Origin of the sequence: Nocardioides humi (assembly GCF_006494775.1) — a bacterium.
GTDB lineage: Bacteria > Actinomycetota > Actinomycetes > Propionibacteriales > Nocardioidaceae > Nocardioides > Nocardioides humi.
Map to the genome: position 1 here is coordinate 288,508 of NZ_CP041146.1, position 17,453 is coordinate 305,960.

A 17,453-nucleotide genomic window follows, 5' to 3' on the forward strand; every position below is an offset into this window, starting at 1 on the left:
GAAGCTCAGTCCAGCAGCGGTACGCCCTCCGGACCCGGTCCGCGCAGGAGCACCTCGACCTCCGGATCGGCGTCGCCGCGCTCCCCCAGCACCTCCAGCAGGATGCCGAACCAGCGCGGCTCGGCCCGTGCGAGCCCGGCCCAGGCGTCCCAGAGCAGGACGGTCCGGCCGGGCAGGTCGCGCAGGCTGTCGTTGAGGGCGTCCAGGTTGGCGCCGTAGTGGTCGCCGAACGCCAGGGCGTCGCCGATCGCGTGCAGCACGCCGGCCCGGGTCTGCAGACCGGCGCCGTCGACGTACCCGAAGGCCCAGCCGGCGTGCTCGACGGCGCGCCGGACGTCGGCGACGTCGAGCGCCGACTCCCATCGATGGACGCCGGGGGCGTGGCGCCCGGCGAGGACGGCGGCCAGACCGCTCATCGATCCTCCCGGATCCGCTCGAAGGACGCGTAGTGGTCGGCGGTCCAGTACAGCTCGCCGCCGTCGCCGGCGATGATCCGCCGCGCGCCGCGATGGCTCACACCGGGCGTGTCGACGGTGTACTCCGCGTAGTAGCCGCGCGGCCGATCGGGCAGCAGGCCCTCGAAGTTGCCGAAGGTGGAGCCGTCCTTGCCGGGGTACGGGAACGGGCCGCCGGCCTCGATCAGCGCCACGGTCGCGGCGGCCTCCGGGGGCAGGTCGGCCAGGTCGACGTACGGGAGGCCGTGCTCGTCGCGCGAGGGCGCCGGGGTCGTCGCCGGGGTCGTCGCCGGGGTCGTCGCCGGGGTCGTCGCCGGGGTCGTCGCCGGGGTCGTCGCCGGGGTCGTCGCCGGGGAGGATGCCGACGGCGTGTCCGCGGCCCGGTCGGGCGCGTCGCCGGACCCGCGGGACTGCAGCCACCACACGCCCAGCAGCAGGACGACGGTGATCGCCGTGGAGACGACCTGGGTCGTACGCCGGCTCAGCCGCGGCACGTGCGACGCCTCAGAGCGCGAGCGCCTGGGCGCGGCGCTTGACCTCCGAGCCGCGGTTCTCGCGCAGCGCGTCGATGGGCCGGCCGGGCAGGTCGGCGTCGAGGAAGATCCAGGCGATGCACTCCCGGTCGTCGAAACCGTTGTCGTGGAGCAGGGTCAGCAGCCCGGGCAGGCCCTTCACCGGCTCGCCGTCGACGAGGAGGAGCGCCGGCACGCCCTGCGGCCGGCCGTCGCCGGGCACCGCCGCCGCGAGCTGGTGCTCGCGCACCATGGTGCGCACCTTGGCCGGGGTGACGCCGATCTCGGCGGCGGCCTGGTCCCAGTCCAGCCAGTCCTCGACGAGGGCGGCGAGGTCGTGGTCGGCCAGTCGCGGTTCGGTCATGGTCCCATCCTCCCCCACGGCGTGGCTGCGCGCCGGTGTGGGTCGGCGCCGTACCATGGTCGCTCCGGTCACCTTCCCCGGCCGGACCAGATGAACATGCACAGGAGGGTCGCTGTGCACGAAGACCAGCGCGCCCGCGGCGGCACCGCCGCGCGCCCCGGCGACCCCTCGCCGCGCATCGAGGACCACCGGTACGGCCGCCTGCTCGACGGGCGGTACCGGATCGGCGTCCGGATCGCCCGCGGCGGCATGGCCAGCGTCTACGAGGCCGTCGACACCCGGCTGGACCGCACGGTCGCGGTCAAGATCATGCATCCCGGCCTGGGCGACGCGTCCACGCAGGACGACGAGTCGTTCGCCCGCCGGTTCGTGAGCGAGGCCAAGGCGGCGGCCCGGCTCTCGCACCCCAACGTGGTCGCGGTGTTCGACCAGGGGCGCGACGACAGCGACGGCACGGTCTACCTCGTCATGGAGTACGTCCCGGGGCACACCCTGCGCGACACCGTCGGCAAGGAGGCGCCGATGTCGCCCGAGCGGGCGCTCGCGGTGCTCGACCCGGTGCTCTCCGCGCTCGGCGCCGCCCACCGCGCGGGCCTGATCCACCGCGACGTGAAGCCCGAGAACGTCCTCATCGCCGACGACGGGCGGATCAAGGTCGCCGACTTCGGCCTGGCCAAGGCGGTCAGCGCCGACACGCAGCACACCGCGACCAACGGCGTCCTCATCGGCACCGTCTCCTATCTCGCGCCCGAGCTGGTCGTCGAGCAGCGGGCCGACGCCCGCGCCGACGTGTACGCCGCCGGCGTGATCCTCTTCGAGCTGCTGACCGGCACCAAGCCCCACACCGGCGAGACGCCGATCGCGGTGGCCTACCGCCACGTCCACGAGGACGTCCCGCGGCCGTCCACGGTCGTGCCCGGCATCCCCGACTACGTCGACGCGCTGGTCGTGCGGGCGACCACCCGCGACGCCGGCCAGCGCCCCGCCGACGCGACCGTGCTGCTGCATCACGTGCGCCGGGTCGTCCAGGCGCTCCACGACGGCGTCCGCTCCGATCCCGAGCTGGTGGCCGACCTGATGCCGACGGCCCGGGTCGTCGAGCAGGACTCCCCCGCCGGCGTCGGCGGCGACACGACACCGGAGCCGGTCAGCTCGCTGTGGGGCGGGATGCCCGACCCGATCGCCGAGGAGCCCCCCAGCGCGGTGCCGGCTGGGTCGAGCGCGTCTCCGGCGGCGCGAAAGGCAGCAAGCTGCCGGAGGCCGCCTCTCGCCGCACTGCCGACCAATCGGTCCGGACCGCCGTCCGTCCTCCGGCGCCGCCGCGCGAGCAGACGTCCGTCATCGCCGGGCCCCCGCAGCCCCCGCAGCCACCGCCCGCGCGGCCGGCGAAGCGGCGCCGTCGCGGCAAGGGCATCACGATCGCGCTGGTCCTCGTCGTGCTCGCGGCCGCGGTCGGCGGCACCGCCTGGTGGGTCGGCTGGGGCCGCTACACCACGACGCCCGGGGTGATCGGGCTGGAGCAGGCGGCGGCGCAGGCGAAGCTCGACAAGGCCGGCCTGGGCGTGCGGGTCGGCGAGGAGGTCTACTCCGAGAGCGTCGAGAAGGGCGTGGTCATCTCCACCGACCCGCGGCCCGGCGCGCGGATCCTCCCCGACGGCGACGTGACCCTGGTCGTCTCGCTCGGCCCGGAGCGCTACGACGTCCCCGACCTGACCGGCAAGAGCGTCGAGGAGGCGGAGGCGGCGCTGGCGGAGGTGAAGTTCGTCGCCGGACAGCCGGTCGAGAAGTGGTCGGAGACGGTCGAGGCCGGCCGGGTGATCCGGAGCCAGCCCGCCTTCGGCACGCCCGAGGCCGCCGCGCTGCCCGTCGGGTCCTCGGTGACCCTGGTCGTCTCGAAGGGCCGCAAGCCGATCGAGGTCCGCAGCTGGGTGGGCAAGGACGCCGCCAAGGCCACCCAGGCCCTGGAGAAGAAGGGCCTCAAGGTCGAGGTCACCGACGAGGTCTACAGCGACACCGTCGCCAAGGGCCGCGTGATCAGCCAGACGCCCGACTCCGGCACCCTCCACAAGCAGGACACCGTGCAGCTCGTGGTGTCGAAGGGGCCTGAGCTCGTGGCCGTCCCGGCGGTGCGCTACCTGTCCACCGACGACGCGGTCGAGAAGCTCGAGGACCTCGGCTTCGAGGTGCGGAAGGAGCGGGCGACGATCTACCTCAGCGGATCGGTCGCCTGGGACACCGACCCGAAGTCCGGCACGAAGCTCGCGAAGGGCAGCACGGTCGTCCTGTACGTCGTCTGACCGGACGGGTCTGCCGCCACGGCGGGTCTGCGCCACCGCGGCCGTCCCCGGCCGGGGTGGCGCTCGACGCGTTCCGGGCGCACCATGGGTTCCTGGGGGACGCGAACCTACGGAGTCGACATGGCCGGTCACATCATCCACGTGCACACCACCATCCCCGCCCCGCCGGACCAGGTCTGGGACGTCATCACCGACGTCGCCCACGCCGGCGACGTGCTGCGCAGCGTCAGCGACAGCGAGCTGCTCACCGAGGGGACGTACGACGTCGGGACGACCTGGCGCGAGCGGCGCACCCTGTTCGGGCACCACGGGCCGGAGCAGCTGCAGGTCGTGGAGTCGGAGCCGCCGCGCCGTACCGTCGTCGAGGCCGAGGTCGGCCACGACGTCATCCGCACCGCCTACCGCCTCACCCCGTCCGGCCCGGACGCGACGGGCACCCGGCTGGCCATGACCACGACGGTGGAGATGAGCCACCGCTCGGCGCTGTCGCGGGCGATGTGGTCGATGTTCGGCGGCTTCAGCTACGACCGCACCCGCAAGGTGCTCGAGCACGACCTCGAGGACATCGAGGCGGAGGCGTGCCGCCGGGCGACCACTCCGTGACCCGCTTCTGCTGACGGCTCACCACCGCGTCGGGGTACGGTGAGCCCCGCGATGACCACCCCGACGCACTGCACCGACTGCGGGCACACGCTCGGGGTCGGCCGGTTCTGCACGAACTGCGGGCAGCCCGTACCCGGCCGGCACCCGGAGGCGGCGCCCGCTGCGAGCGCGCCCGTCGTGCCGCCGCCGACGGGACAGCTGCCGCCGGCCGCGCGCTACCCGCTGTACGCCGACGCCCCGACCACGCCCCCGGGCCCGGCCGGCCCGCCGCCGGCGCCGGTGACGCAGGTCGTGCCGACGCCGGCGCCGTACGTGCCCGCCGCCGGCGCCGCGCCCGCGCCCGGAGGGTCGCAGGACCGGGGTACGCCGTGGCTGCCGTGGGCGATCGGCGTCGTGGTGCTCGCGCTGGTCGCGGGGGTCGGCGCGTTCCTGCTGGTCAGCGCCGGCGGGGACGACGACGGCGGCCGCGCCGGCGACGACCGCACCGGCTCCGCGCAGAACCAGCGCACCGACGACGTCACCCCGTCGCCGCCCGACGGGTCCGAGGACCCCCAGCCCGACAGCACCGGGACCGGTGGACCGGTGGAGGCGCCCGCACCCGGCGACGTCACCGACCTGACCTCGACGGCGACGGCCGAGGTCCCCGCGACCGCGCCCGAGTCGGTCGACCGGCAGAACAACCCGGTCACCTTCGGCGCGGCCAACATGCTCGACGGCCGGCCCCGCACCTCGTGGCGGATGCCCGGCGACGGCACCGGCGCGACCCTCGTCTTCGACCTCGGCCAGGAGGTCGTGCTGACCGAGGTCGGCCTGATCAACGGGTACGCCAAGGTCGACGGCCCGGACAACTGGTACCGCGGCAACCGGCGGATCCGCACCGTGCAGTGGGAGTTCGACGACGGCACCCGGATCACGCAGGACCTCGCCGACCGCCGCAAGATGCAGGTCATCCCCGTCGGGCCGGTGGCCACCACCCGGGTCGTGCTCCACCTGGTCGAGGTGACCGCCCCCGGCAAGGGATCGACCGGCCGCGACTTCACCGCGATCAGCGACGTCCGGTTCCGGGGCGCCCCGGCCTGACCGGGCGCCCGGGAGCTCAGAGCGAAGCGAGCGTCCTCGCGGCCCGCTCGGCGTCGGCGCGGGTGACGTCGAGGTGGGTGACCAGCCGGATCGTGCGCGCGCCGACGGCGCCGACCAGCACGCCGGCCTCCCCGGCGCGCGCGACGAAGCCCGGCGCGTCGTCGACGTCGAAGGCCACGATATTGGTGTCGACGCCCGCCGGATCGGCGCCGACGGCCTCCGCGAGCAGCCGGGCGTGGGCGTGGTCGTCGGCGAGCCGCTCGACGTGGTGGTCGAGCGCGTGCAGGCCGGCGGCGGCGAGGATCCCGACCTGCCGCATGCCGGCGCCGAGCCGCTTGCGGCGTACCCGCGCCTCGGTCACGACCTCCCGGCTCCCGAGCAGCAGCGAGCCGGCGGGGGCGCCGAGGCCCTTGGAGAGGCACACGGCCAGCACGTCCGCCACCGCGCCGTACGACGCCAGCGGGGTGGCGGTCGCGACGTGGGCGTTCCAGATCCGGGCGCCGTCGAGGTGCACCGCGACCGACCGGGCGTCGGCGAACGCGCGCAGCGCCTGGAGATCGGCGAGCGGGAGCACCGCTCCCCCGGCGAAGTTGTGGGTGTTCTCGACCGAGAGCGCCGCGGTCGGCACGAAGTACGGGCCGAGGTCGGGCGCGAACAGGTCCGCCAGCGCGGCGAGGTCGACCTGGCCGCGCGGATGGGACCAGGTGCGCATGGTCAGCCCGCTGACCGCGCCGTGGGCGCCGAGCTCGGCGCGGGCGATGTGGGCCCGGGCCTCGCACAGCACCTCCTGGCCGGGCGCGACCACGGCCGCCACCGCGAGCACGTTGGCCAGCGACCCGGTCGGCGTGAACAGCGCCGCCTCGTGGCCGAACAGCCCCGCGACGCGCTCCTCCAGGGCCTGGACCGTGGGGTCCTCGCCGTACACGTCGTCACCGACCTCCGCCGCCGCCATCGCGGCCCGCATCGCCTCGGTCGGGCGGGTGACGGTGTCGGAGCGGAGGTCGATCACTGCGTGCGGAGCATGTTGGCGACCTGGAACGCCAGCTCGAGGGACTGCACCCGGTTGAGGCGCGGGTCGACGACCGACTCGTAGCGGTGCGCCAGCCCCTGCTCGTCGAGCTCCTCGCCGCCGCCGATGATCTCGGTGACGTCGTCGCCGGTGTTCTCGACCAGGATGCCGGCCGGGACGGTGCCGAGGCCGCGGTGCACGTCGAAGAAGCCCTGCACCTCGTCGAGGACGTCCTCGAAGCGGCGGGTCTTGTAGCCGTTGGAGGCCTCGAAGGTGTTGCCGTGCATGGCGTCGCACACCCAGGCCACGTCGACGCCCTCGGCGGTGACCTTCTCGACCAGCGCGGGCAGCCCGTCGCGGATCCGGCCCGCGCCGAAGCGGGTGATGAAGGTCAGCCGGCCGGGCTCGTTGGCCGGGTTGAGCTTGGCGGCGAGCGCGAGCGCGTCGTCGGCGGTCGCGGTCGGGCCGAGCTTGCAGCCGATCGGGTTGCTGATGTGGCGGAAGTACTCCACGTGGGCGCCGTCGAGCTGGCGGGTGCGCTCGCCGATCCAGACCATGTGGCCCGAGACGTTGTAGGGCCGCTCGGTGCGCGAGTCGATCCGGGTCATGGCGTGCTCGTACTCCAGCAGCAGCGCCTCGTGGGAGGAGTAGAAGTCGACCCGGTGGAACTCGTCGGGGTCGGCGCCGATCGCCTTCATGAAGGTCAGCGCGCGGTCGATCTCGGCGGCCATCGCCTCGTAGTGCTGCCCGACGGGGCTGTTGCGCACGAACTCGGAGTTCCAGGTGTGCACCTGGCGCAGGTCGGCGTAGCCGCCGGTGGTGAAGGCGCGCACGAGGTTCAGCGTCGAGGCGGACGCGTGGTAGACGTCGAGCAGCCGCTGCGGGTCGGGCCGCCGGGACTCCGGGGTGAACTCGAAGCCGTTGACGGCGTCGCCGCGGTACGCCGGCAGGGTGACCGGCCCGTCGGTGGTGTCGCGGGTCTCGGTGTCGGACGAGCGGGGCTTGGCGTACTGGCCCGCGAGCCGGCCGACCTTGACGACCGGCACGGACGCGGCGTACGTCAGCACGACCGCCATCTGCAGCAGCACCCGCAGCTTGTTGCGGGTGTTGTCGGCCGTGGCGTCGACGAACGTCTCGGCGCAGTCGCCGCCCTGGAGCAGGAAGGCCTCGCCCCGGCTGGCCGCCGCGATCTTGCCCTTGAGCTCGTCGCACTCGCCCGCAAACACCAGCGGGGGCAGCGTGCGCAGTCGTGCGACCGCGGCGGCGAGGGCCGCGGGGTCGTCGTACGACGGCTGCTGCTTCGCTCCGATGGCGTGCAACTGCTCGAGGGACGGGAGGGTGCTCACCGGCCAATCGTACGGCGCCGCACGGGTGGTCGCCGACTCGGCGGCCACCCGTGGACGGGCGGTCGGGCGGCGACCGTCAGCGCGGGTCGTCCGTGGGGTCGATGTCCATGTGCTCGATGTCGGCGAAATGGCCGCCCTCCGGCTTGTACAGCAGCCGGGTCAGGATCCAGAGCAGGACGCCGAGGCCGAGCAGGCCGGCGGCGATCTTGTACTGGATCATGTCGGCCTCCAGCCGCGCCCACGGCCCGAGCAGGTAGGCGCAGAGCAGCGCGCCGAGCACCGGCACCGCCGTCGGCGCCCGGAAGCCCCTGGTCGGCTCGCGGCGCAGCACCAGGCAGGCGACGTTGACGATGGTGAAGACGGCCAGCAGGAGCAGCGCCGTCGTACCGGAGAGCGAGCCGACGATCGTGCTCTCGGAGCCGAGCCGGACGTAGGCGATCAGGCCGAGGGCCAGCACGGTGGTGAAGGCGATGGCGACGTACGGCGACCGACGGCCCGGCAGGACGCGCCCGAGGACCGGCGGCAGCACCCGCTGCCGGGCCATCCCGTAGATCAGCCGACTGGCCATCAGCATGTTGATCAGCGCGGTGTTGGCGACCGCGAACACCGTCATGAAGGGGAAGAAGTCGTCGATCGGCAGGTCGGGCGCGCCGATCTTGACGACGTCGATGAGGATGCCGGCCTCGGCGTTGGTGGGCGTGCCGATCCGGTCGGCGGGGATCACCGCCACGACCGAGACGGCGACGAGCATGTAGATGAGGACCGCGATGCCGAGGCCGGTCAGCATCATCCGCGGGAAGATCCGCTCCGGGTCCTTGGTCTCCTCGACCATGTTGACCGAGTCCTCGAAGCCGACCATCGAGAAGAACGCGATCGCGGTGGCGACCGTGACCGCCATGAACAGCCCCTTGTCGTCGGGGCTCTCGAAGACCGTGATCCGGTCGAGGTCGCCGTCGCCGGTGCCGATCACCCAGAACCCGATCCCGATGACGATCGCGAGGGCAGCCATCTCCACCAGGGTGAGCACGACGTTGAACTTCACGCTCTCCCCCACGCCGCGGAGGTTGACCAGCGCGAGCAGGACCATGAACGCCAGCGCCACGAGCAGCACCAGCTCGTTTCCGGGGGCGTCGTTGCCGAGCCCGATCAGCAGGTTCGAGGCCAGCAGGCCCGAGGACGTCGACGCGCTCGTGATGCCGGAGCAGACGACGGTGAACGCCACCAGGAAGGTGACGAAGTGGATGCCGAACGCCTTGTGCGCGTAGAGCGCGGCGCCGGCGGCCTGCGGGTACTTCGTGACCAGCTCGAGATAGGAGTACGCCGTCAGCGTGGCGATCGCGAAGGCGACGAGGAACGGCAGCCAGGCGATGCCGCCCACCTGCCCGGCGAGGCGCCCGGTGACGGCGTACACGCCCGCCCCGAGGATGTCGCCGACGATGAAGAGCAGCAGGAGACCGGGCCCGAGGACCCGTCTGAGCTCCGGTTGGCCGGGTCGGTCCTCGACGGTGGCGCTGGTGTCGCTGGTCATGGCGTCATTCCTTCCCCGAGTCGGATGTCGCGGTGTGGTCATGGGTCGCCGGGGCCACGCCGAGCGCGGCGAGGAGCCCGAGGAGGGCCCGGGCGAAGGGGTTGTCGCCGGCCATCAGCACGGTGGCCGGCAGGACCGGCATCCGCACCGACTCCAGCCCGCTCTCCGCCAGGACGTCCTCGACCCGCGGCGCGTCCTCCTCGGCGATCATGAAGTCCACGTCGTGGTCGGGCTCGGGGCCGCCGCGGGCCCACAGGCCGTAGCTGCCGGCCAGGGCGAACGGCACGCCCGCCTCCTTGAGCAGGACGGCGACCAGCTTGAGCGCCTCCCTCAGGTGATCGGAACCCACGTGGTCGGGGTACCCGGGCGGGTGGCCGGCATCCGGGCGGGTACCGGTGGCGGGATGCGCCTCGTGACGTTCAACATCCTCGGCGGGCGGACGCAGCACGACGACGAGGTCGACGTGACCGTGCTGCAGCGCGCCATCGCCGACCTCGACCCCGACGTGCTGGCCCTGCAGGAGGTCGACCACCTGCTCCAGCGCTCCGGTCACGCCGACCTCACCGCGCTCGCGGTGACCGGCTGACAGATGGCGCGGCTGCCCGCCGTGGCCGCGCCGGTGCCGATGAGGTTCCCGGGACGGGGGCTGCCGACCTGGATGCGCGACGAGCCGCGGGTGGCGGTCACCGCGACCGTGACGGCGCCCGGCGGCCCGCTCACGATCGCGACCACCCACCTGTCCTTCGTGCGCTGGTGGAACCGGCGCCAGCTCCGCCGGCTGGTGCGGTCGCTGTCGGGAGCGCCGCGGCCGCTCCTGCTCACCGGCGACCTGAACATGGGCGCCGCGCGGGCGGCCCGGCTCAGCGGGCTCACGCCGCTCGCCCAGCACCCGACCTTCCCCGCCGACCCGGCGCTGCCGGCGCGGTCGGTCGCGCGGCGGATGGCGCTGTCCGACCACCGGGCGCTGGTCGTCGACGTCGAGGCCGGCTGAGCCTGACCCGTCGCCGTCAGCCGAAGAAGACCTGCGCCTCGGCGTACTCCTGCGGACTGACCAGCTTCAGCTCGCCGGTGCCCTCGACGAGGGGCACGCGCACGATCGACGTCCCGCGCAGGGCCATCATCACGCCGTACTCGCCGTCGGCGACCGCGTCGATCGCCTGCAGCCCGAACCGGGTCGCCAGCCACCGGTCGAACGCCGACGGCGTGCCGCCGCGCTGGATGTGGCCGAGGACGACGGCGCGGGCCTCCTTGCCGGTGCGCTGCTCGATCTCGTGGGCGAGGCGGTCGCCGATGCCGCCGAGGCGGACGTGGCCGAAGGCGTCCTTCTCGCCGCTGACCAGGGTCATGCCGCTGCCGTCGGCGGGGACGGCGCCCTCGGAGACGACGATGATCGGGGCGTACTCGCTGCGGAACCGGGTCTCGACGTGGGCACAGACGGCCTCGATGTCGAAGGGCGCCTCGGGGATGAGCACCGCGCTCGCTCCCCCGGCGATGCCGGCGTGCAGCGCGATCCAGCCGGCGTGGCGGCCCATCACCTCGACGACGAGCACCCGGTGGTGCGACTCGGCGGTGGTGTGCAGCCGGTCGATCGCCTCGGTGGCGATGTTGACCGCGGTGTCGAAGCCGAAGGTGAAGTCGGTGCCGGAGAGGTCGTTGTCGATGGTCTTCGGCACGCCGACCACGGCGACCCCGAGCTCGGCCAGCCTGGTGGCGACGCCGAGGGTGTCCTCGCCGCCGATCGCGACGAGTGCGTCCACCCCGGCCGCGGCGAGGTTGTCCTTGATCCGCTCGACGCCGCCCTCGACCGCGAACGGGTTGGTGCGGGACGAACCGAGGATGGTGCCGCCGCGCGGCAGGATGCCGCGGCACTGCTCGATCCCCAGCGGCATCGTGATCCCGTCGAGTGGGCCGCGCCAGCCGTCGCGGAAGCCGACGAACTCGAAGCCGTGGCCGTTCACCCCCTTGCGGACCACGGCCCGGATCACGGCGTTCAGGCCTGGACAGTCACCGCCACCGGTCAGCACTCCGACGCGCATGATGCTCACCCTAGGCTGATTCCATGACCTTCTCCATCGTGGCCCGCTCCGCCGACGGCGAGACGTGGGGTGTGGCCGTGGCCTCGAAGTTCCTGGCCGTCGGCTCGGCCGTCCCCGCGGCGGTCGCCGGCGTGGGCGCCGTCGCCACCCAGGCCGACGCGAACGTCGCCTACAAGGGCCTCGCCCTCTCCCACCTCGACGAGGGCGCGACCGCCCCGGTCGCGCTGCAGCGGCTCCTCGAGGAGGACGAGGGCCGGGCGCACCGCCAGGTCGGCATCGTCGACCTCGACGGCGGCTCCGCCTCGCACACCGGAGCCGAGTGCATCCCGTGGGCCGGCGGGCTGACCGGGGACGGCTACGCGATCCAGGGCAACTGCCTCGCCGGCTCCGAGGTGGTCGAGGCGATGGCGGACGCCTGGCTGTCCTCGGACCCCGACCTCCCCCTGCAGGACCGGCTGCTGACCGCTCTCGCCGCCGGCGACGAGACCGGCGGCGACCGCCGCGGCCGGCAGTCGGCGGCGATCCTGGTGGTCCGCGAAGGCGCCGGGTACGGCGGCCTCGACGACGTCGCGGTCGACCTGCGCGTCGACGACCATCCCGCGCCGATCGACGAGCTGGCCCGGCTGCTCGATCTCCACGAGCTCTACCTCACCGCCTCCACCGACGACGAGAAGGTGATCGTCGACGACGCGCTGCGGGCCGAGCTGGAGACCTTCGCGGCCGCCGCCGGCCACCGTGACTTCCACACCTGGGCCGGCACCGAGAACTACGAGATGCGGGTCGCCCCCGACCTGGCCTGGATCGACCGGCGGATCCTGGCGGTCGTGCGCGGGGAGCGCTGAGGGCCGCCGCTGGGCGCGCGGCTGCATGGATCCCCGGATGTCCGGGGATCCATGCGCTTGTCAGGGGTTGCAACACCTGACAACCGCATGAACCACCCCCACCCAGATGCTGGTGGGGCTGGTGGGACGTCACTGCAGCCGGTCGAGCGCCTTCCGCGCCGCGTCCCGCTCGGCCGCGGCGGTACGCAGGTCGGCGGCGGTGGCGTCGCGGACCTCCTCCGCCTCGGCCAGCTCCTCCTCGAGCGCCTCGGCCTGCTCCTCGAGGTCGGCCAGCCGGCGACGCAGCTCGTCGGTCTCGGCCTCCAGCTGCAGCGAGCGCGCGGAGAGGCGGTCGACCTCGCCGCCCGCGTCGTCGTGCGTGGCCCGGGCGGCGTCGTACTCCTCCTGGGCGGCGGCGAGGCGCTCCTCGGCGGCGGCGACGGCCTTGGCCGCCCTGTCCGGGTCCGGTACGACGTGGAGGTCGGGCGGACCCGGGCGCGGGGCCTCGCGCGGGGTGGCGCTGAAGCCGAGCGCCTCCGGTACGGCGACCGCGCTCGCCAGATCGTCGGCGTCCATCGGCTCCAGGCCGGTGGTGCGCAGGGCGCTCACGAGCAGCCCGCTGCGGACGGCCTGACCGCACGAGGCGTCGACCATCGCGGCGGTCAGGGTGGCCTCGACCTGCTCGGCGACGGCCTCGGTGACCCGCAGGCCCTCCTCGGCGGCGAGCCGGCGGGCCTGGGTGGTGACGGCGGCGGTGACCTGGCGGCGCTGCCTGGTCAGCGCGCGCAGCTCACCGGCCGACATCGCCTCCTGCGCCTCGCGCAGGGCGGCTCCGACGCTGAGCACCTGGTCGACCTGGGCCGCCTCCCGGCGTACCAGCAGGTCGACGACCCAGGCGGCGGTGCTGGGCTTGCGCAGGGCCTTGACCTGCGCCGCGAGCGGCGTGCCCTTGAGCTCCTTGGCCCGGGCGTCGCGCGCCGGGGTGAACTCGGCCAGCGGCAGGGCGTAGAGCCCGTCGGCGATCTCCAGCAGGTCGGCCACGGCCCGAGTCTTCCAGACCCGTCACCGCAGGCCGGCCCCGATCATGGCGACGGTCAGGTCGACCAGCTGCTCGCGGTCCACCTCGGCGGGCCGGCCGAGGGCGATCCGCAGGCAGGTCGAGACCAGGACGCCCATCAGCATGAACACGACCGCCTCGAGCTGCTCGGGCGCGAGGTGGGGCCGGTGCCGGCGCGGCAGCAGGGAGGCGAGCCGGTGCAGGTCGGCCTCGATCTCGGGCAGCACGTTGGCGTTGTTGCCGGCGGGGAGCTGGTTGACCAGCGCGGTGATGACGCCGCGGTGCCGCTCGAAGCCGTCGACCAGGGTGACGACGACCAGCCGGAGCGCGGCGTCGAGGTCGAGCTCGAGGGCGTCGACGACGCTGACCATCAGGTCGTCGCTGATCGAGCGCACCGCCTCCTCGCGGAGTACGCCGAGCAGCTCGGCGCGGTCGTTGAAGTACCGGTAGAAGGTCCCGCTGCTCACGTGGGCGGCGCGGGTCACCGCCGTCGTTGACAGCCGGTCGATGCCGTCGCGGTCGAGGATCCGCACGGCCGTGTCCAGCAGCAGCCGCCGGGTCTGGACGGCCCGGTCCTGGCGGGGCCGGACCCGCTGCCGCTGTGCCACCACGGGCCTCCGAAAAAAGTGAATGGAAGATGAGGATCTCTCCCTTTAGCCTCACTCCATGACCACCGGCCAGGTCCCCCGCACCGTCCCCACCAGCCTGCGCCGCGTCGACGAGGCGCGGCGCCGGTTCGGCGCCTTCGCCGAGACCTACCTCGCCGCGATGGGGGCCGGCGACCCGCTGGCCGACGCCTTCGTCGCCGACTTCCCGGCGCTCGGTCACGGCAGGGCGATGCGGATGCTGCGCACGGCCTGCCGCGAGGGCGTCGACGCCGTCCCGGACGCCCCCGACTCGCTGCGCGCGCTCTTCGCCCGGCTCGACGAGGTGCCGGCCTGGCTCGACACCGCCACGATCGACCGCGACTCGCGGCACACCTCGCGCTACTCCCGCGCCTCCGGCATCGTGCTCGGCGCCGCCTCCCTCGTCAGCGGGTACGCCAACTCGGCCGCGTCCCGGCCGCTGGAGCTGACCGGGCGGTACGTCGAGAACGCCGGCGCGCGCACCATCGAGGTCGGCTCCTGGCTGCTCGCCGTCAACCGGCCCGACGGCCTGACCCGGTACAGCGACGGGTTCGAGCTGACCGTGCGGGTGCGCGTCATCCACGCCCTCGTCCGCGCCGACCTGCAGCGCCGCCCCGAGTGGGACGCGGCCGCCTGGGGCGTGCCGATCTGCCAGGCCTACCTCGGCTACACGCTCGTGGAGTTCACGCTCATCCCGCTCCGGGCGATGCGGCGGATCGGGGCGCCGTACCTCCCGCACGAGGAGGCGGCGGCCTCCGCCCGCTGGCGCTACCTCGGCCACCTGCTCGGCATCGAGGACGCGCTGCTGCCGCGCAACGCGGCCGAGCAGGAGCGGCTGGAGGAGATCTACCTGCTGACCCGGCCGCCGGTCGACGACTACTGCCGGGCCCTGGTCGCGAGCATCAACCGGGAGTTCCTCGTCCCCGAGATCCAGGGGGTGCTCCCCCGGCGCCTCGGCAGGCAGGCCCCGCGCGTGGTGCACGCCCTCGAGCGCCTCTTCCTCGGCGACGAGATCGCCGACGAGCTCGCGATCCCGCCGACCCGGCTCACCCGGGTGCTCGCCGCCGGCGGGCCGGTGCTGACCGCGCTCCACCACACCCTCGACCGGATCCCGGCCACGCTCGAGCCGCGCACCCGCAAGGGCAAGGCGTACGAGGTCGAGCAGGAGCAGCGGCTGCGCCGCGACTGGAACGTCCGGCACGACCTCGTCGACGCCTCGCCCGCCGGCGGCCGGCCGCACCCGGCCCGCGGCGACTGACGCCGGGCCCGCTCACTCCTCGTCGTCGTCCAGGCCCTGCTCGATGACGTAGCGGGTCAGCTCGACCCGGTTGTGCATCTGCAGCTTGCGCAGGGTGTTCTGCACGTGGTTCTGCACGGTGCGGTGCGAGAGCACCAGCCGCTCGGCGATCTGCTTGTACGACAGTCCCTTGGCGACCATCTTGAGGATCTCGGTCTCGCGGTCGGTGAGCCGCTCGCCGGGCGGCATGGCCGGCTCGTTCATCCGCCGGAACTCGCCGAGCACCAGGGCCGCGAGGCCGGGCGTGAAGACGCTGTCCCCCGCTGCCACCCGGCGTACGGCGGCCAGCAGCTCCTCGCGCGAGGCGGACTTGACCAGGTAGCCGGTCGCCCCGGCCTTGACCGCCGCCAGCACGTCGTCCTGCTCCCCCGACGCCGACAGGATCAGCACCCGCGAGGACGGCTCGCTGGCCAGGACCTGCGCGGTCACCTCGACCCCGCTCGGCTCGGGGATCTGCAGGTCGAGGACGACCACCTGGGGCGGGTCGCGGTGAACCGGGCGATCGCCTCGGCGCCCGTGGCGGCCACGGCGACCACGTCGAAGCCCGCGGCCTGCAGGTCGCGCTCGACGGCGTCGCGCCACATGGGGTGGTCGTCGACGACCATCACCCGGATCCGGTCCGTCATGGGAGGGACCCTAGGCCATGGCCGCCGACGACCGGGGCAGGCCGGGTCGGGGCCGGGGCAGGCCGGGCGGGAAGCGGTCAGCCGGCCGGCACGTGCTCCTGCAGCCACGTGGCGAGGTAGCTGAGCACGGCGGGGTCGATGGTCGTGGTGATCTGGGCGTACTCGTCCGGCGTGCCGGACCGCGCGGGCTGCATCAGGCCCGGGAGCGCTGGAAGCGGCCGCGGCGATGGAGCAGCGGGTCGTCGTCCTCGCCGACCTCGACCTGCTCGAGGACCGCGGTGACCTCCACCGACCAGCCGGCCTCGCGCTCGGCGGCGAGCCGGACGCCGGCCCAGGTCGTGGCCGTCGCCAGGCGCGGGCCGTGCCGGCTCGCCACGAAGGCGGCCTGCCGGAACGGGCCGCCGGGGGCGGGCGCCGTGCCGGCGAAGGCCTCGGCGAGCTGGCGGTCGGCCCAGGACAGCAGCTGGACGACCCCGCGGCCGGAGTCGCGGAGCACCTCGAGCAGGTCGGAGTCCGGGTCGAGCAGCGCCAGCACGGCCGGCTCCGGGCCGAGGGCGACCATCAGCGAGGTCACGGTGAGGCCGGCGCGCTCCTGCTCGTCGCCCGCGGTCCACAGCGTGACGGCGCCGCCGATCCGGCCGCGGAACCGCCGCGCCGGGTCGGGGTCGGCGTCGGCGAACGGGTGCGTGCTGTGGATGGTCATCGGGCCCCGTCCGGCGGACGCGGTACGACGAGCGTCCACTCGGTGCCGTACGCGCCGGTGTCGAGCGCAGCGGTCCCGCCGAGGTCGCGGATCCGGCCCCGGATCGACTCGACGACGCCGAGCCGGCCCTCCTGCTCGGCGGCGGCCAGCCGGCCGTCGGCGATCCCCGGTCCCTCGTCGCGGACGGTCACCTCGACCCGGTCGCCGAGGTCCTCGACCAGCACCCAGGCCGCCGCATCCGCCCCGACGTGGACGTCGACATTGTCGAGGCAGGCGCGCACGACCGCGGCCAGCTCGGTGACGACGTGGGCCGACAGCGCCACCGGGCCGGCCGGCAGCGCGACCTCGGTGTGCGGCCGAGAGCCCAGCGCGCCCAGCGCCGCGGCGAGGTCGGCGCGGCCGGCGGCGGCGTCGGGCGAGGTCGCGGTGACGGCGTCCTGGGAGCGGATCAGCGTGCGCAGGGCCTGCTCCTGGGCTCCGGCGGCCCGGCCGAGCTCGCCGCCCTGGCGCTGCACGAGGGCCAGCACCTGCAGGACGCCGTCGTGGACCGCGCGGGCCAGCCGGGCCCGCTCCGCCGCGGCGGCGGCCTCGCGCTGGGCCTGGTCGCGCTCGGCGGCCATCGCCTTCAGCGACTCGCAGACGAAGCCCACCATCGAGCCGCCGAGCAGGATCAGGAACACATTGCCCCAGTCCTTCTGGGCGACCTCGGCGCGGCTGAGCAGGTCGACCGCCCCGAGCAGCACGCCCGCGACCGTGCCGCCCCGCCAGCCGTAGCGGATCCCCCACGCCAGCAGGGCGCCCACGATCCAGTAGCCGGGAATGGTCGCCCGGAACCACTCGCCCTTGACCAGCGGCGTGGCCAGCAGCAGCGCCACCGCGAGCGCCAGGTCGGCCAGCAGCACCGCCGGGACCCGCCGCTCCGGGGCGGCGTAGACCACGCCGAACGCCGCGGTCGCCACCACCATCACGCCGACACAGGTCCAGCCGGCGACCGGGTGGTCGAAGTTGTTGCGGTAGGCGTTGAGCACCACCGCGTAGCCGAGGACCACGACCCGCAGCACCGCGAGGGCGCGGAACATCCGGTCCTCGACGG

General features: G+C 74.3%; 22 protein-coding genes. 8 read left to right on the plus strand and 14 right to left on the minus strand.

Annotated elements, in window-relative coordinates; translation table 11 throughout:
• Positions 1-5: 5 nt before the first annotated feature.
• From FIV44_RS01350 to FIV44_RS01360, 3 genes are read right to left on the minus strand one after another with little or no spacing between them, the layout of a single operon-like run.
• Positions 6-416, minus strand: a complete 411-nt coding sequence (locus tag FIV44_RS01350) for a barstar family protein (RefSeq protein WP_141002935.1) — start codon at positions 414-416, stop codon at positions 6-8.
• Positions 413-949, minus strand: a complete 537-nt coding sequence (locus FIV44_RS01355) for a guanyl-specific ribonuclease (RefSeq protein ID WP_246086752.1) — start codon at positions 947-949, stop codon at positions 413-415. The genes FIV44_RS01350 and FIV44_RS01355 overlap by 4 nt, the downstream gene beginning before the upstream one ends.
• Positions 950-959: 10 nt before the next feature.
• Positions 960-1,331: an Rv2175c family DNA-binding protein gene (locus FIV44_RS01360; RefSeq protein WP_181410920.1), complete on the minus strand. Its 372-nt coding sequence runs from the start codon at positions 1,329-1,331 to the stop codon at positions 960-962.
• A 114-nt stretch (positions 1,332-1,445) separates the two neighbouring features.
• Here FIV44_RS01360 and FIV44_RS01365 point away from each other — a divergent pair, with 114 nt between their 5' ends.
• The 4 genes from FIV44_RS01365 to FIV44_RS01380 all read left to right on the plus strand — a co-directional run bounded on the left by FIV44_RS01365 (position 1,446) and on the right by FIV44_RS01380 (position 5,311).
• Positions 1,446-2,840: a protein kinase domain-containing protein gene (locus tag FIV44_RS01365; protein ID WP_246086753.1), complete on the plus strand. Its 1,395-nt coding sequence runs from the start codon at positions 1,446-1,448 to the stop codon at positions 2,838-2,840.
• Entirely contained in the window at positions 2,768-3,628 is an 861-nt protein-coding gene (locus FIV44_RS01370; RefSeq protein ID WP_181410921.1) for a Stk1 family PASTA domain-containing Ser/Thr kinase, read from the plus strand. The genes FIV44_RS01365 and FIV44_RS01370 overlap by 73 nt, the downstream gene beginning before the upstream one ends.
• A gap of 120 nt (positions 3,629-3,748) precedes the next feature.
• Positions 3,749-4,231 carry an SRPBCC family protein gene (locus FIV44_RS01375; protein ID WP_181410922.1) on the plus strand — a complete coding sequence of 161 codons (483 nt, stop codon included), beginning with the start codon at positions 3,749-3,751 and terminating at the stop codon, positions 4,229-4,231.
• A gap of 51 nt (positions 4,232-4,282) precedes the next feature.
• Complete coding sequence (locus tag FIV44_RS01380) at positions 4,283-5,311, plus strand: discoidin domain-containing protein (protein WP_141002939.1); 1,029 nt, start codon at positions 4,283-4,285, stop codon at positions 5,309-5,311.
• A 16-nt stretch (positions 5,312-5,327) separates the two neighbouring features.
• Here FIV44_RS01380 and FIV44_RS01385 read toward each other — a convergent pair whose 3' ends face one another.
• From FIV44_RS01385 to FIV44_RS30995, 4 genes are all read right to left on the minus strand, one after another.
• Positions 5,328-6,320 (minus strand): threonine aldolase family protein, encoded by a 993-nt coding sequence (locus FIV44_RS01385; RefSeq protein WP_141002940.1) that lies wholly within the window; start codon positions 6,318-6,320, stop codon positions 5,328-5,330.
• The gene (locus FIV44_RS01390; RefSeq protein ID WP_141002941.1) at positions 6,317-7,666 is read right to left on the minus strand and encodes a class II 3-deoxy-7-phosphoheptulonate synthase; all 1,350 of its coding nucleotides are present in this window, start codon (positions 7,664-7,666) and stop codon (positions 6,317-6,319) included. Before FIV44_RS01390 ends, FIV44_RS01385 begins: the two co-directional genes overlap by 4 nt.
• A 76-nt stretch (positions 7,667-7,742) precedes the next feature.
• Positions 7,743-9,194, minus strand: a complete 1,452-nt coding sequence (locus tag FIV44_RS01395; protein ID WP_141002942.1) for an APC family permease — start codon at positions 9,192-9,194, stop codon at positions 7,743-7,745.
• A 4-nt stretch (positions 9,195-9,198) separates the two neighbouring features.
• Complete coding sequence (locus FIV44_RS30995; RefSeq protein WP_219996238.1) at positions 9,199-9,543, minus strand: nucleotidyltransferase domain-containing protein; 345 nt, start codon at positions 9,541-9,543, stop codon at positions 9,199-9,201.
• A gap of 54 nt (positions 9,544-9,597) precedes the next feature.
• On the opposite strand from FIV44_RS30995, the gene FIV44_RS31000 reads away from it, so the two are divergent.
• Positions 9,598-9,780, plus strand: a complete 183-nt coding sequence (locus tag FIV44_RS31000) for an endonuclease/exonuclease/phosphatase family protein (protein ID WP_219996239.1) — start codon at positions 9,598-9,600, stop codon at positions 9,778-9,780.
• Between the two features lie 3 nt (positions 9,781-9,783).
• Complete coding sequence (locus FIV44_RS01405; RefSeq protein ID WP_219996240.1) at positions 9,784-10,185, plus strand: endonuclease/exonuclease/phosphatase family protein; 402 nt, start codon at positions 9,784-9,786, stop codon at positions 10,183-10,185.
• A 16-nt stretch (positions 10,186-10,201) separates the two neighbouring features.
• Here FIV44_RS01405 and FIV44_RS01410 read toward each other — a convergent pair whose 3' ends face one another.
• The gene (locus FIV44_RS01410) at positions 10,202-11,230 is read right to left on the minus strand and encodes a 6-phosphofructokinase (RefSeq protein ID WP_141002943.1); all 1,029 of its coding nucleotides are present in this window, start codon (positions 11,228-11,230) and stop codon (positions 10,202-10,204) included.
• Positions 11,231-11,253: 23 nt separating this feature from the next.
• Here FIV44_RS01410 and FIV44_RS01415 point away from each other — a divergent pair, with 23 nt between their 5' ends.
• Positions 11,254-12,072 (plus strand): DUF1028 domain-containing protein, encoded by an 819-nt coding sequence (locus tag FIV44_RS01415; RefSeq protein ID WP_141002944.1) that lies wholly within the window; start codon positions 11,254-11,256, stop codon positions 12,070-12,072.
• A gap of 129 nt (positions 12,073-12,201) precedes the next feature.
• Here FIV44_RS01415 and FIV44_RS01420 read toward each other — a convergent pair whose 3' ends face one another.
• Complete coding sequence (locus FIV44_RS01420) at positions 12,202-13,092, minus strand: hypothetical protein (RefSeq protein WP_141002945.1); 891 nt, start codon at positions 13,090-13,092, stop codon at positions 12,202-12,204.
• 21 nt (positions 13,093-13,113) lie between these two features.
• Complete coding sequence (locus FIV44_RS01425; protein WP_181410923.1) at positions 13,114-13,716, minus strand: TetR/AcrR family transcriptional regulator; 603 nt, start codon at positions 13,714-13,716, stop codon at positions 13,114-13,116.
• 58 nt (positions 13,717-13,774) lie between these two features.
• Between FIV44_RS01425 and FIV44_RS01430 the strand changes: the two genes are divergently transcribed.
• Positions 13,775-14,992: an oxygenase MpaB family protein gene (locus FIV44_RS01430; RefSeq protein WP_141002947.1), complete on the plus strand. Its 1,218-nt coding sequence runs from the start codon at positions 13,775-13,777 to the stop codon at positions 14,990-14,992.
• A 12-nt stretch (positions 14,993-15,004) separates the two neighbouring features.
• On the opposite strand, the gene FIV44_RS01435 is transcribed toward FIV44_RS01430, so the two are convergent.
• The 4 genes from FIV44_RS01435 to macS all read right to left on the minus strand — a co-directional run bounded on the left by FIV44_RS01435 (position 15,005) and on the right by macS (position 17,439).
• Entirely contained in the window at positions 15,005-15,505 is a 501-nt protein-coding gene (locus FIV44_RS01435; RefSeq protein ID WP_425465149.1) for a LuxR C-terminal-related transcriptional regulator, read from the minus strand.
• Positions 15,457-15,657 (minus strand): response regulator, encoded by a 201-nt coding sequence (locus FIV44_RS33785; RefSeq protein WP_425465150.1) that lies wholly within the window; start codon positions 15,655-15,657, stop codon positions 15,457-15,459. The genes FIV44_RS01435 and FIV44_RS33785 overlap by 49 nt, the downstream gene beginning before the upstream one ends.
• Before the next feature lie 193 nt (positions 15,658-15,850).
• Positions 15,851-16,360 carry a flavin reductase family protein gene (locus FIV44_RS01440; RefSeq protein ID WP_141002948.1) on the minus strand — a complete coding sequence of 170 codons (510 nt, stop codon included), beginning with the start codon at positions 16,358-16,360 and terminating at the stop codon, positions 15,851-15,853.
• Positions 16,357-17,439 carry a MacS family sensor histidine kinase gene (macS, locus tag FIV44_RS01445; protein WP_141002949.1) on the minus strand — a complete coding sequence of 361 codons (1,083 nt, stop codon included), beginning with the start codon at positions 17,437-17,439 and terminating at the stop codon, positions 16,357-16,359. Before macS ends, FIV44_RS01440 begins: the two co-directional genes overlap by 4 nt.
• Positions 17,440-17,453 lie beyond the last annotated feature (14 nt).